The 12,600-nt window shown below is 63.7% G+C and carries 11 protein-coding genes; 10 read left to right on the top strand and 1 reads right to left on the bottom strand.

Going from position 1 to position 12,600, the window contains the following annotated elements:
• Position 1: 1 nt before the first annotated feature.
• From J2R99_RS01345 to J2R99_RS01315, 7 genes are read left to right on the top strand one after another with little or no spacing between them, the layout of a single operon-like run.
• Positions 2-2,290 (top strand): acyl-CoA dehydrogenase, encoded by a 2,289-nt coding sequence (locus tag J2R99_RS01345; RefSeq protein ID WP_307152711.1) that lies wholly within the window; start codon positions 2-4, stop codon positions 2,288-2,290.
• Positions 2,290-3,576, top strand: a complete 1,287-nt coding sequence (locus J2R99_RS01340) for an acetyl-CoA C-acetyltransferase (RefSeq protein WP_307152710.1) — start codon at positions 2,290-2,292, stop codon at positions 3,574-3,576. Before J2R99_RS01345 ends, J2R99_RS01340 begins: the two co-directional genes overlap by 1 nt.
• A gap of 11 nt (positions 3,577-3,587) precedes the next feature.
• Positions 3,588-5,705 (top strand): 3-hydroxyacyl-CoA dehydrogenase NAD-binding domain-containing protein, encoded by a 2,118-nt coding sequence (locus J2R99_RS01335; RefSeq protein WP_307152709.1) that lies wholly within the window; start codon positions 3,588-3,590, stop codon positions 5,703-5,705.
• A complete protein-coding gene (locus J2R99_RS01330; protein ID WP_307152708.1) occupies positions 5,692-7,551 on the top strand; it encodes an acetyl-CoA hydrolase/transferase C-terminal domain-containing protein in 1,860 nt (619 codons plus the stop codon). The genes J2R99_RS01335 and J2R99_RS01330 overlap by 14 nt, the downstream gene beginning before the upstream one ends.
• A 59-nt stretch (positions 7,552-7,610) precedes the next feature.
• Positions 7,611-8,465 (top strand): urease accessory protein UreD, encoded by an 855-nt coding sequence (locus J2R99_RS01325; protein ID WP_307152707.1) that lies wholly within the window; start codon positions 7,611-7,613, stop codon positions 8,463-8,465.
• A gap of 9 nt (positions 8,466-8,474) precedes the next feature.
• Positions 8,475-8,777, top strand: a complete 303-nt coding sequence (locus J2R99_RS01320) for an urease subunit gamma (protein WP_128292714.1) — start codon at positions 8,475-8,477, stop codon at positions 8,775-8,777.
• 46 nt (positions 8,778-8,823) lie between these two features.
• Positions 8,824-9,129, top strand: coding sequence for an urease subunit beta (locus tag J2R99_RS01315; protein ID WP_307152706.1), 306 nt, complete (start codon positions 8,824-8,826; stop codon positions 9,127-9,129).
• 105 nt (positions 9,130-9,234) lie between these two features.
• On the opposite strand, the gene J2R99_RS01310 is transcribed toward J2R99_RS01315, so the two are convergent.
• A complete protein-coding gene (locus J2R99_RS01310; protein WP_307152705.1) occupies positions 9,235-9,693 on the bottom strand; it encodes a hypothetical protein in 459 nt (152 codons plus the stop codon).
• 193 nt (positions 9,694-9,886) lie between these two features.
• On the opposite strand from J2R99_RS01310, the gene J2R99_RS01305 reads away from it, so the two are divergent.
• From J2R99_RS01305 to ureC, 3 genes are all read left to right on the top strand, one after another.
• A complete protein-coding gene (locus J2R99_RS01305; RefSeq protein ID WP_307152704.1) occupies positions 9,887-10,288 on the top strand; it encodes a lysozyme inhibitor LprI family protein in 402 nt (133 codons plus the stop codon).
• A 94-nt stretch (positions 10,289-10,382) separates the two neighbouring features.
• The gene (locus J2R99_RS01300; protein WP_128292720.1) at positions 10,383-10,646 is read left to right on the top strand and encodes an AbrB/MazE/SpoVT family DNA-binding domain-containing protein; all 264 of its coding nucleotides are present in this window, start codon (positions 10,383-10,385) and stop codon (positions 10,644-10,646) included.
• Positions 10,647-10,648: 2 nt separating this feature from the next.
• Positions 10,649-12,361: an urease subunit alpha gene (gene ureC, locus J2R99_RS01295; RefSeq protein ID WP_307152703.1), complete on the top strand. Its 1,713-nt coding sequence runs from the start codon at positions 10,649-10,651 to the stop codon at positions 12,359-12,361.
• Positions 12,362-12,600: the final 239 nt, after the last annotated feature.

The raw sequence follows: 12,600 nt of genomic DNA, 5'->3' as shown, positions 1-12,600 counted from the left end.
CATGTCTTTTCGCGCCCGTTTTATCACTCGCCCGCTTTTTGGCTGGGCGCGCAGCATCCTGCCGCCGATGTCGGACACGGAACGCGAAGCCATCGAGGCCGGAAATGTCTGGTGGGACGCTGAACTCTTCACCGGAACGCCGGACTGGGAGAGGTTGCTTGCAACACCGCCGGCGACGTTGACAGAGGAGGAGCAGGCCTTCCTCGATGGGCCCGTGGCCGAGCTCTGCGAGATGCTCGACGACTGGCACATCAACTGGAAGCTCCACGATCTGCCGCAGGAAGTCTGGGACTTCATCCGCGAGAAGCGCTTCTTCGGCATGATCATTCCGAAGGAATATGGGGGGCTCGGCTTCTCCGCCTTCGCCCATTCGGAGGTGATCCGCAAAGTCTCGACTGCGAGCGTGACGGGTGCCGTTTCCATCATGGTCCCGAATTCGCTCGGGCCGGGCGAGCTTTTGATGCAGTTCGGCACCAAGGAGCAGCGCGATTACTGGCTCCCGCGCCTGGCCCGTGGCGAAGAAATTCCCTGCTTCGGCCTGACGAGCCCGGACGCCGGCTCCGATGCTGCCGCCATGACCGATACCGGGGTCGTGACCCGCGGCATGCACGAGGGCGAGGAAGTTCTCGGCATCCGCCTCAATTTCTCCAAGCGCTACATCACACTCTCGCCGATCGCGACGGTGATCGGTCTCGCCTTCAAGATGAAGGATCCCGACCATCTTCTCGGCAGCAAAGAAGATCTCGGCATCACGGTTGCTCTGATCCCGGCCGATACGCCGGGCGTGACGCGCGGCGAGCGGCATATCCCGGCGATGACCTTCTTCCAGAACGGTCCGGTGCACGGCGAAGACGTCTTCGTGCCGCTCTCGGCGATCATCGGCGGTGAGGAGCAGATCGGCAAAGGCTGGAAGATGCTGATGTCGGCACTGGCGGCCGGGCGCGGCATCTCGCTGCCCTCGCTGTCGTCGGCCGCGGCATCGTTTGCCGCGCGCACCACCGGCGCCTATTCCAGGATCCGTCACCAGTTCAATCTGCCGGTCGGCAAATTCGAAGGCGTGCAGGAGCATCTCGCCCAGCTCGCCGGCACCGCCTATCAGCTCGATGCAGCCCGCCGCATGACCTGCGCCTCGCTCGACCAGGGCTACAAATCCGGCGTCATCGCCGCGATCATGAAGGCCCATGCAACCTACCGCATGCGCGAATCCGTCAACGATGCCTATGACATCCATTCCGGCAAGGCGGTGATCGACGGGCCGAAGAACTATCTCGGCAATCTCTATCGTGCCGTGCCGGTCGGCATCACGGTTGAGGGCGCCAACATTCTGACCCGCAATCTGATGATCTACGGCCAGGGCGCGATCCGCGCCCATCCCTTCATTTTGAAGGAGATGATGGCCTTGTCGGAGACGGATCGCGACAAGGGCATCCGCGAATTCGACGAAGCCTTCTGGGGCCATGTCGGCCACGCCATCAAGAACGGCTTCAAGGCGATAGGCCGCGGCTGGACCTTTGGACGTTTCGCCCCGGCACCGGAGGAGGCGGGCGATCTCGCCGTCCATTATCGCCAGCTGTCGCGTTACTCGTCCGCCTTCGCGGTTGTGAGCGATCTGGCGCTCCTCACCCTTGGCGGCTCGCTGAAGCGCAAGGAGCGCCTGTCGGCACGTCTCGGCGATATCCTGTCGGAGCTCTATCTCCTGTCGGCGACGTTGAAGCGCTTCGAGGTCGACGGAAAACCCGCAGCCGACCGGCCGCTCGTCGATTACACCTTCGCGCGCGGCACCAAGGCGATCGGCACGGCCTTTGCCGAGCTTCTCGACAATCTGCCGTCGCGACCGGCGGCGTGGCTCGCCAAATTCATGCTCTTCCCGTTCGGTGCCCGCCGCTCCGGACCGTCCGACAATCTCGCACAGATCTGCGCGGAGATCCTGCTCGAGCCTTCGGAGACGCGCGAGCGCCTGACGTCGGGGCTCTATCTCGGCGAAGGGCAGCCGAACGCGGCGATCTCGCATCTGGAGCGCGCCTTCAAGCTGGTCGTGGAGGTGGAACCGCTGCGCCGCAAGCTGCGCGAGGCCAAAGTGAAGAATCCTGACGAAGCCGCAAAGAAGGGCCTCATTTCCGAGGAAGAGGCGAGCCGCCTCAAGGAGGCGGAGGCCGCCGCCGATCTGGTGATCGCGGTCGATGCCTTCCCCGGCGAAGCTTTCACCCACGGCAGTGCCCTGCCGGATGAGCGTGACCACGCGCCGTCCAACGCTGCCAGCAATGTTCATGACCTGAAACGGACCGCTTAATGACCCAGCCAGTTTATCTGGTGGACGGCGCCCGAACCCCGTTCATCAAAGCCCGGGGCAAACCCGGGCCGTTCACGCCCGTCGATCTCGCCGTCCAGGCGGGGCGGCCACTTCTCATGCGCCAGCCTTTCTCGCCGAAGGAATTCGACGAGGTCATCCTGGGCTGCGTCAACGTCATTGCCGACGAGATGAACCCGGCGCGCGTCGCAGCCCTTCGCCTCGATATGGGCGACGAGATGCCGGCCTTCACCGTGCAGATCAATTGCGGCTCCGGCATGCAGTCGATCGACACGGCCTTCCGCTACATCCAGGACGGCACCCGCGACATGATCCTGGCCGGCGGCACCGAGGCGCTCAGCCATTCGCCGATGATCCTGAAACGTGACGCCGTGGAATGGCTCGGCGAGTTCAATTCCTCGAAGTCGATCTGGGACCGGCTCGGCAAGACGACCTCGTTCCGCCCTGGGGATTTCAAGCCGCAGATTGGCCTGGAGCGCGGCCTGACCGACCCGATCACCGACCTCAATATGGGCCAGACCGCGGAGATCCTGGCGCAGATCTTCGACATCAGCCGCGAACAGGCCGACGAATATGCGACGGAGAGCCATCACCGGCTCGCGCGTGCGCAGAATGAAGGCTGGCTCGCCGACGAGGTGACGCCCGCCTTCGATCGCGACGGTGTTGCCTACGATCACGATGATGGTGTGCGTCCTGACAGCTCGGTGGAAAAGCTCGCCAAACTAAAGCCCGCTTTCGAGCGGCCTTTCGGCAAGGTGACGCCCGGCAATGCCTCGCAGATCACCGATGGTGCCTGCTGGGTCATTCTCGCCTCCGAGAGGGCGGTGGAGAAATGGGGCCTGAAGCCGATCGCGAAAATCGTCGATTCCGAATGGGGGGCGCTCGATCCCGCCATCATGGGGCTCGGGCCCGTCGTGTCGTCGACGCGGCTCATGCAGCGCCATGACATGGGTCTCGACAATGTCGATCTGTGGGAGCTGAACGAAGCTTTCGCCGCGCAGGTTCTCGCCTGTCTCGCTGCCTGGGAGGATGAAACCGTCTGCCGCGACGTTCTTGGTCTCGACCATCCGCTCGGGCGCATCGAACGCGACAAGCTCAACATCGACGGCGGCGCCATCAGCCTCGGCCATCCGGTCGGCACCAGCGGCAATCGCATCGTGCTGCATCTCGCCAACGCCTTGAAGCGCACCGGCAAGAGCCGCGGAATTGCAACCGAATGCATCGGCGGCGGCCAGGGCGGCGCCATGCTCATTGAACGCGTAATATGAGGACGGAAGACATGGGACGCATGCTGAGCGCGCTGTCGCCGCGCCTTATGGAAACCGGGCCCGTCGATCTGAAGACGGCGCCTGCCGACAAAATGTGGAAGCGCGGCCGTGACGCCGACAATGTCGAATGGCTTCTCCTCGACATGCCGGGCCGCTCCGTCAATGTCGTCGACGAGGCGATGCTGACGGAACTCGACGCCATTCTGACGGAGCTTGAGGCAAACCCGCCGAAGGCGCTCGTCATCCGATCGGCGAAGAAATCCGGCTTCATCGTCGGCGCCGACATCAACATGTTCCGCAATCTGACGAAGGCGGAAGAGGTGGAGGCAGCGCTCAGGCGCGCCCACAAGGTCGTCGACCGGCTCGCCGAGGTGTCTTATCCGACCGTCGCCGTCATTCATGGCAATTGCCTTGGTGGTGGGCTTGAGATCGCGCTCGCCTGCAAGCGCCGCGTCGCGGTCGGTGAGGCGAAGCTCGGCTTTCCGGAGGTCATGCTCGGCCTGCATCCGGGTCTTGGCGGCACCTTCCGTTCCACCGAACTCATCGACCCCACCGAGGCGATGACCATGATGCTGACGGGCCGCAACAAATCGGCCCGCTCGGCGAAACGTCTCGGCCTCGTCGATCTTGCCACCGAAGAGCGCCATGTGGCGGCGGCTGTTGCCGCGGTCGCCAGGGGCGAGCTTCATTCCGCCGCCCATGAAGGGCTGAAGGACAAGGCACTGGGCAGCGGCCCGGGCCGTCGTTTTGCGTCCAACCGCATGCGGGCGAAGGTCGAGGAGCGGCTGCGCAAGGAGCATTATCCGGCGCCCTACGCGCTCATCGATCTGTGGGAGACGTCCGGCGGCGACGCCGACAATATGCGCGAAGGCGAGATCAAATCCTTTGCGGATCTTCTCGTCACGGATACGGCGCAAAGCCTCATCCGCGTCTTCTTCCTGCGGGAGAAGATGAAGGGTCTCGCTCCGAAGAAGAGCGATATCAGCCATGTCCATGTCGTGGGCGCCGGCACGATGGGTGGCGAGATCGCCGCCTGGTCGGCACGCAGCGGCATGCGCGCGACGCTCGCTGACCTTGCTATCAAGCCGATCGCCAAGGCGATGAAGCCCGCCTGGAAGATGATGGAAAAGACGCTCAAAGACAGCGTCAAGGCGCGTGACGCCTGGGACCGGCTCATTCCGGACCCGAACGGCTACGGGCTCAAGGGCGCCGATCTCGTCATCGAAGCGGTGCCGGAAAAGCTCGATCTGAAGAAGAAGATCTACGCGGGTCTCGAAGAGGGCATGAAGCCCGGTGCGATCATCGCCACCAACACCTCGTCGATCCCGCTTGAGGATTTACGGGCGGACCTGAAAGATCCCTCCCGCTTCGTCGGCATCCACTTCTTCAACCCGGTGTCGAAGATGCAGCTCGTCGAGGTGGTGAAACACGACCGCCTGTCGGACGAGACGCTTTCGGCGGCGATGTCCTACGTCACCTCGATCGACCGCCTGCCGGCGCCGGTGAAATCCTCGCCGGGTTTCCTCGTCAATCGGGCTCTGACGCCGTATCTCCTGGAAGCCATGCTCCTGCTCGACGAAGGCGTCGACAAGGAGGTGATCGACGAGGCTGCGAACAATTTCGGCATGCCGATGGGGCCTGTCGAACTTATGGACAATATCGGCCTCGATGTCGGGCTCGCGGTTGCCGACGAATTGCGCAACCGCCTGCCTGTGCCGATTCCCGAGGCACCCCAATGGCTGAAGGACAAGGTCGAAAAGGGCGAGCTCGGCCGCAAGACCGGCAAGGGGCTCTATTCCTACGACAAGGACGGAAAGCCGCAGCGCGGCAAGAAGCACGAGGCCATCCCACCGGCGGATCTCCAGGATCGCCTCGTCCTGCCGATCCTCAATACCTGTGCGGCATGCCTGCGTGAGAACGTCGTGGAAGACGAGGATGTCCTTGACGGCGCCATGATTTTCGGTACGGGCTTTGCTCCTTTCAGGGGCGGACCGCTCCATTACGCCCGCGCTCGCGGCGTGGACGATGTTGTGGCGGCGCTCGACAAGCTGGCCGAAAAATATGGCGATCGCTTCAAGCCGGACGACGGCTGGACAAAACTCCGACAGGAACAGCGTGCGGCCGCCTGAGGTTTCCTCAGACGCGGACGCTCTCGCCGAAAGGGTTATCGAGCACGTAGGCCGAGACATCGTTCTCGGCCTGCCGCTCGGCCTCGGCAAGGCGAACCTTTTTGCCAATGCGCTTTACAGGCGGGCCGAAGCCGATCGCTCGATCCGCCTGACGATTTTTACCGCGCTGACGCTGCAGCCGCCCTCCGGCTCGTCGGAGATCGAGAAGCGCTTTATGGGGCCGCTCGCCGAGCGGCTCTATGCTGGCGTTCCGCGCCTTGCCTATGCGCGGCCGATGCGGGCGGGCACGCTGCCGCCGAATATCGAGGTCAACGAGTTCTTCTTTCTCGCGGGCAAGTACCTGTCGAGCCCGCACGCCCAGCAGACTTATATCTCCGCCAATTACACCCACGCCGTCGGCTATCTTCTGGAGCGCGGCGTCAACGTGGTTGGCCAGATGGTGGCGCGCGAAGGCGAGGGGGAGAGCGCGCGTTACAGCATTTCCGGCAATACGGATGTGACGCTGGACATTCTGCCAACGATCCGGGCGCGTCGCGCCGCAGGCGAAAGGCTCGCTTTGGTTGGCGAGGTGAACAACGAGCTCCCCTTCATGCCGGGTGCGGCTGAACTGACGCCGGAAGAGTTCGACTTCGTCCTGGAAGGCGAGGAGTACCCGCTCTTCGTCACGCCGAAACCGCCCGTTTCGCTCGCCGATTATGCGATTGGGCTCCATGCGGCGAGCCTGGTGCCCGACGGCGGAACGCTGCAGATCGGCATCGGCTCGATCGGCGATGCGCTCACCCATGCGCTCATCCTGCGCCATCGCTACCCGGAGGTATTCCGCGACGCGCTCGATGCGCTCGGCCCGACGCCGGATAGGCGCGAGCGCTATTGCGAACCATTTCGCGAGGGCCTCTATGCCGCCTCGGAAATGTTCGTCGACGGTTTTCTCGACCTCTTCGAGGCCGGCATCCTGAAGCGGCCGGCCGAGGACGGGGCCGTCCTGCATGCCGGCTTCTTTCTCGGGCCGCAGAGTTTTTACGATCGGTTGAAAGCTCTGCCGGTGGCGGAGCGGGCGAAGCTCTCCATGCGCGAGATCTCCTTCGTCAACGATCTCTACGGTGATGAAGAGCAGAAGCGCCGCGACCGCCGTGACGCACGTTTCGTCAACAACGCCATGATGGCGACGCTTCTCGGTGCCGTCGTCTCCGACCAGCTCGAGGACGGGAGGGTCGTCTCCGGCGTCGGCGGCCAGTACAATTTCGTCGCCCAGGCTTTTGCGCTGAAAGGCGCACGTTCCATCATGGCGCTCAGGGCTGCGCGCATGGCCAAGGGGGCGCCGCGTTCCAACATCGTCTGGACTTACGGCCACACCACCGTGCCGCGGCATCTGAAGGACGTCGTCATCACCGAATACGGGATTGCTGAACTCAAAGGGCGCAGCGACCGCGACACGGTTGCCGCCATGCTGGCAATTACCGACAGCCGTTTTCAAGATGGGCTTGTGAAGCGTGCCCGCAAGGCGGGCAAGATCGAGCGCGATTTCAAGCTTTCTTCGGCGGAGAACACGCCGGAGCGCATCGTCTCGGCTCTATCGCCTTTCCGTCATGCGGGGCATCTGCCGCGCTTCCCGCTCGGCACCGATTTCACCGAGGCCGAACAGACGCTGCTTCCGGCGCTCTCGCTTCTGAAACGGCAGCAGGGGGCCTGGCTCGAACTCGCCCGCACGTTCCGGGAGGGTTGGAGAGCCGGCGAGACGAGCCTTGGGGAAAAGGCGGCTCTCGATCGCATGGGGCTCGCCAAACCGCAAAGCCTCAAGGAGACGGCGCTCGCCGCCCTCGTTCTGGGCGCACTCAGGCGCAGCTGATCTTGTGCAGGCCGCATCGGAGCTCGACTTCTTGCACGCATGCGGGAATGCTCCACGAAATGAGTGCTCCAGCCTCACATCACGTCGACACCGATGAGCGTGCCGCAGCGCCTGCGCGTTTCCAGCGCGTCGAGGCGGAGGCGCGGATTGCCTTCAAGCGCGAGGGCGGGGTGACCCGCCTTGACCGGCTGTTCCACCAGGGATCGGTGAAGTGGCGTCTGCCACGCGTGCCGGCTGGCGTTCCTCCGGAAGCCATCGTCATCAACACCGCGGGCGGTTTCACCGGCGGTGACCGGTTTTCCGTGATGATTCAGATGGGGGAGGGGACGGCGGCGTTTGTGATGACGCCGGCCTGCGAGCGGCTTTACCGCGCGGCGGGCGGGGTTGCCGAAATCGACGTGCATCTCGATCTCGCGGCAGGCGCGACCCTCTATTGGCTGCCGCAGGAGACGATCGCGTTTGAGGGCGCGGCCTGTCATCGCCGCATCACGGCCGAGCTCGGCGAAGGCGCCCGGCTTGTGGCGCTGGAATCGACGCTTCTCGGGCGCCGCGCCATGGGCGAAAGAGTGACGCGGGCCGATCTTCGCGAAAGCTGGCGCGTGCGCCGGGCCGGGCGTCTCGTGCATGCCGACGAGCTTGCCCTTCGCGGCGATGTCTCGGAGCTTTGCAGCGTGCGCGCGACGCTGGCGGGCGGCAGCGCGTTCGCAAGCCTTCTTCTCGTGGCGGGAGATTGCGAGCCTCTCGCCGATCCTTTGCGTGCAGCACTCGGGCCTGCCGGCGGGGCGAGCGCCTTCAATGGCAAAATACTTGCTAGACTGGTAGCCGAAGATGGCCTTGCGCTGCGTCGTCGTCTTGTGCCCGCACTCAGAATTCTATTGGCGGATTGTCCGCTGCCCAAAATCTGGACGCTTTGAGATAGGATCATGCAGCTCACCCCGCGCGAAAAGGACAAACTGCTTGTTGCCATGGCGGCCGAAGTCGCCCGAAAGCGGCTTCAACGGGGCGTCAAGCTCAACCATCCGGAGGCGATCGCCCTCATCACGGATTTCGTGGTCGAAGGTGCGCGCGACGGGCGCGCCGTCGCCGATCTGATGGAGGCGGGCGCCCATGTCGTCACCCGCGATCAGGTGATGGACGGCGTGGCGGAGATGATCCACGACGTTCAGGTGGAAGCGACGTTCCCGGATGGGACCAAACTCGTCACGGTCCACCAGCCGGTTCGTTGAGGCGGGGCGGGGAGATGCTTTCGGGCAGAAGAGAGGGAATTGTGAAATGATCCCTGGAGAAGTCATCCCGGCGGCGGGCGACATTGTTCTCAACGAAGCTTGCGAGACCGTCACGCTTGAAGTCGCGAACACCGGCGACCGCCCCGTTCAGGTGGGCTCGCACTACCACTTCTATGAAACGAACGAAGCCCTGTCGTTCGATCGCGAGACAGCCCGCGGCATGCGCCTCGACATTGCTGCCGGCACGGCCGTGCGGTTTGAGCCCGGCCAGAGCCGCGAGGTCACGCTCGTGCCGCTTCGTGGCGCACGAGAAGTCTACGGCTTCAACCAGAAAGTCATGGGCGCGCTCTGAGCGCGAAGAGAAAGAATGGTCGCTGGGGCAGCGGCCGAGACTGGCTTCGGGGATTCCAAGAAAAGGGCGCGGTCGCTGCGACGGCCGCGCCCTTTTGTGTGTCCGTCAGCTGCGCACGAAGAGCAGGAGGTCGCCCGAAGGCATCATCTGCGCGGCAACGACCTTGGTGACATCGAGCCCACCCTCGCGAAGCCGCGGCCCGAGCTGCTGGTGGTGCGAGAGGGTATCGCGCAACTCCGTCACCTTGTCCTGGTTCTCGGCCACCGCCTGATCGACCCGTGCGGCCGCATCCGCGCCGGCGCGCTCGTCGATCGTTACGACGCCCACCTGCTTGATATCGGTGTCGGAGATGGCATCGGCGGCATTGCTGGAATCGGCCACCGAGGCGACGACGCTGTCGACGGTGATCGGCGTACGCGCCTGTTCGCCCGGCGCCGCCGGCTGGGCGGCCTGCGTCTGGTCGGGTTTGGCGGCGGGAGTCCCTGCGTCTTGTGCGAAGGCGGCGGGCGCCAGAAGCGGGAGGGCGAAAGCGGCCGCAGCTGCTGTTGAAACGATCTTTCGCATCGGTCTTTCCTCTTCATCAGAGTTGGGACAGGCCCGCCATGCGGCGGGCGCGTCGGAAGCTCCGCCAGTCTGCGTTTCGAGGGGCCGAAAATGTGATCATTCAGGGACCATTTCGCGGTGCCTGCGGCTGTGCCATCTTCCCTGTCATGATGGTTCGAAGCCGCGGAAGCGCGGCAAGGGGAGAGATTTTTTGATGGCGCGATCCGAGATGTCCATGGCCGCCCTTGTCGTCCTTCTGACCCTGCCGGGTGCGGCAGGGGCGGCCGAATGCGCTGATCCACAGACGCAGGCAGAGATGAATGCCTGTGCGGCACAGACATTCGAAGAGGCGGACGCCGCTCTCAACGAAGCGTGGCCGAAGGTTCTGGAATATTACCGTGCGCTGGACTCGGAGCTTTCGGATGATCTGAAGGGCGCGGAAGAGGCGCTCCTCGAGGCGCAACGCACCTGGATCGTCTTCCGCGATGCGCATTGTGCCTCTGTCGGCTTTGCCGCCCGTGGCGGCACCATGGAGCCGCTTCTTGTCACGTCCTGCAAGGCCGACCTGACGCGCGAGCGGACCGATCAGCTTCTGGCACTGTTGGGAGACAAATAGGCGGCAAGTCGGCGAAAGTGGACGCGGTCGGCAGATATGCGAAATGGAAGCTGGTCGGCTATATGTAAGGCAGTGCGCTGTTTCGGAGCTGTTCATGGGTGCCGCAGCAAAGGTTTCCGGCAAGGGCCAGATCACCATCCCGAACTCGATCCGGGAGGAGATGGGCATCGAGAAGGGTGACGAGCTCGTTTTCTACGAAGGTCTCGATGGCCGTATGCGCGTAAGGGTGCGCAAGCTGCGTCGTGGCGCGGGCCGCGCCATGCTGCATTGGCCAAACGCTCCGAAGACTTCCGAGGAGGTTCGAAAAGCGGTGAACTTGGCTGTCGGCGCGTCTCGATTTGCCAAAGTGGAAAGCTGACCATGCCCGCCAAAATCTCCCGTGCCGCCTATGCCGACATGTTCGGCCCCACCACCGGCGACAAGGTTCGCCTTGCCGATACCGATCTCGTCATCGAGGTGGAGAAGGATTTCACCATCTATGGCGAGGAGGTGAAATTCGGAGGCGGCAAAGTCATTCGCGACGGCATGGGCCAGAGCCAGCATGCGCGGGCGGATGGCGCCGTCGACACGGTCATCACCAATGCGCTGATCGTCGACCACACCGGTATCTACAAGGCCGATATCGGCTTGAAAGACGGGCGCATCGCGGCGATCGGCAAGGCCGGCAATCCCGATACGCAGCCAGGCGTCGACATCATCATCGGCCCGGGAACCGAGGCGATTGCGGGCGAAGGCAAGATCGTGACCGCCGGTGGCTTCGACAGCCATATCCATTTCATCTGCCCGCAGCAGATCGAAGAGGCGCTGATGTCGGGCGTCACGACGATGCTCGGTGGCGGCACCGGCCCGGCGCATGGAACGCTCGCGACCACCTGCACGCCGGGCCCTTGGCACATGGCGCGGATGATCGAGGCGGCGGACGCCTTTCCCATGAACATCGGTTTTGCCGGCAAGGGCAATGCCTCGCTGCCGGCTGCGCTCGAGGAGATGGTGAAGGGCGGCGCCTGCGCGCTGAAGCTGCACGAGGATTGGGGCACGACGCCGGGCGCCATCGATTGCTGCCTGTCCGTCGCTGACGATTACGATGTGCAGGTGATGATCCACACCGACACGCTGAATGAATCCGGTTTCGTGGAGAACACGATCGCCGCCTTCAAGGACCGCACCATCCATGCGTTCCACACCGAAGGGGCGGGTGGCGGCCATGCGCCGGACATCATCAAGGTCTGCGGCCTAGCGAATGTCCTGCCGTCCTCGACCAATCCCACCAGACCCTATACGCGGAACACGATCGACGAGCATCTCGACATGCTCATGGTCTGCCACCACCTCGATTCCAACATTCCCGAAGATGTGGCCTTCGCCGAAAGCCGCATCCGCAAGGAAACGATCGCGGCGGAAGACATCCTGCATGACATGGGCGCCTTCTCCATCATCGCCTCCGACAGCCAGGCGATGGGACGCGTCGGCGAGGTTTTGATCCGTACCTGGCAGACGGCGCACAAGATGAAGGTGCAGCGCGGCCGCCTTCCCGAGGAGACGGGCGACAACGACAATTTCCGCGTCCGCCGCTACATCGCGAAAGTGACGATCAATCCCGCGATCGCCCATGGCATGGCCGACGAGATCGGCTCGGTGGAAGCGGGCAAGCGCGCCGATCTCGTTTTGTGGGATCCGGCCTTCTTCGGCGTGAAGCCCTTCATGGTGCTGATCGGTGGCTCGATAGCGGCCGCGCCGATGGGCGATCCCAACGCCTCCATCCCGACACCGCAACCGGTGCATTACCGCCCGATGTTCGGCGCCTATGGCAAGGCGCTGACGAATTCGTCCGTCACCTTCGTCTCCAAGGCGGCGCTCGACGGCGGTCTCGGCTCGAAACTCGGCGTGGCGAAAGAGCTCGTGGCGGTCAAAAACACCCGCGGCGGTATCTCCAAGGCCTCGATGCTTCTGAACGACGCGACGCCGGAGATCGCGGTCGATCCGGAAACCTATGAGGTGCGCGCGAACGGCGACCTTCTCACCTGCGAACCGGCCGATGTGCTGCCGATGGCGCAGAGGTATTTTCTGTTTTAATTATTCTCAATGCAGTCGGAAAATGATCGCTGGGACCTGATTGCTGCGCGAGATTAAGAGCTCCTTTTAGCGGAATTACGCTTTCTGAATGGTGCACATTTGTTGGCTGTGAAGCGGACACCGCCTTCGCCAAAGGAGCTTTTCTCTCCTCGATCCTGACGTCGGTCGCCGCGATAGAAACGTATCTGCGGGCGAAAGCAGGGGTGAGCATTCCAGCAGCTATGTCGATGCCGCCCGCA

Origin of the sequence: Rhodopseudomonas julia, from assembly GCF_030813515.1 — a bacterium.
GTDB classification, from domain to species: Bacteria; Pseudomonadota; Alphaproteobacteria; order Rhizobiales; family Afifellaceae; genus Afifella; species Afifella julia.
This window is presented reverse-complemented; position numbering and strand designations above follow the sequence as displayed.

Bases quoted from the DNA above. Each gene is read 5' to 3' on its own strand.
- J2R99_RS01345 (WP_307152711.1), top strand. From the start codon at position 2: ATGTCTTTTCGCGCCCGTTTTATCACTCGCCCGCTTTTTGGCTGGGCG.
- J2R99_RS01340 (WP_307152710.1), top strand. From the start codon at position 2,290: ATGACCCAGCCAGTTTATCTGGTGGACGGCGCCCGAACCCCGTTCATC.
- J2R99_RS01335 (WP_307152709.1), top strand. From the start codon at position 3,588: ATGGGACGCATGCTGAGCGCGCTGTCGCCGCGCCTTATGGAAACCGGG.
- J2R99_RS01325 (WP_307152707.1), top strand. From the start codon at position 7,611: ATGAGTGCTCCAGCCTCACATCACGTCGACACCGATGAGCGTGCCGCA.
- J2R99_RS01320 (WP_128292714.1), top strand. From the start codon at position 8,475: ATGCAGCTCACCCCGCGCGAAAAGGACAAACTGCTTGTTGCCATGGCG.
- J2R99_RS01315 (WP_307152706.1), top strand. From the start codon at position 8,824: ATGATCCCTGGAGAAGTCATCCCGGCGGCGGGCGACATTGTTCTCAAC.
- J2R99_RS01310 (WP_307152705.1), bottom strand. From the start codon at position 9,693: ATGCGAAAGATCGTTTCAACAGCAGCTGCGGCCGCTTTCGCCCTCCCG.
- J2R99_RS01305 (WP_307152704.1), top strand. From the start codon at position 9,887: ATGGCGCGATCCGAGATGTCCATGGCCGCCCTTGTCGTCCTTCTGACC.
- J2R99_RS01300 (WP_128292720.1), top strand. From the start codon at position 10,383: ATGGGTGCCGCAGCAAAGGTTTCCGGCAAGGGCCAGATCACCATCCCG.
- ureC (WP_307152703.1), top strand. From the start codon at position 10,649: ATGCCCGCCAAAATCTCCCGTGCCGCCTATGCCGACATGTTCGGCCCC.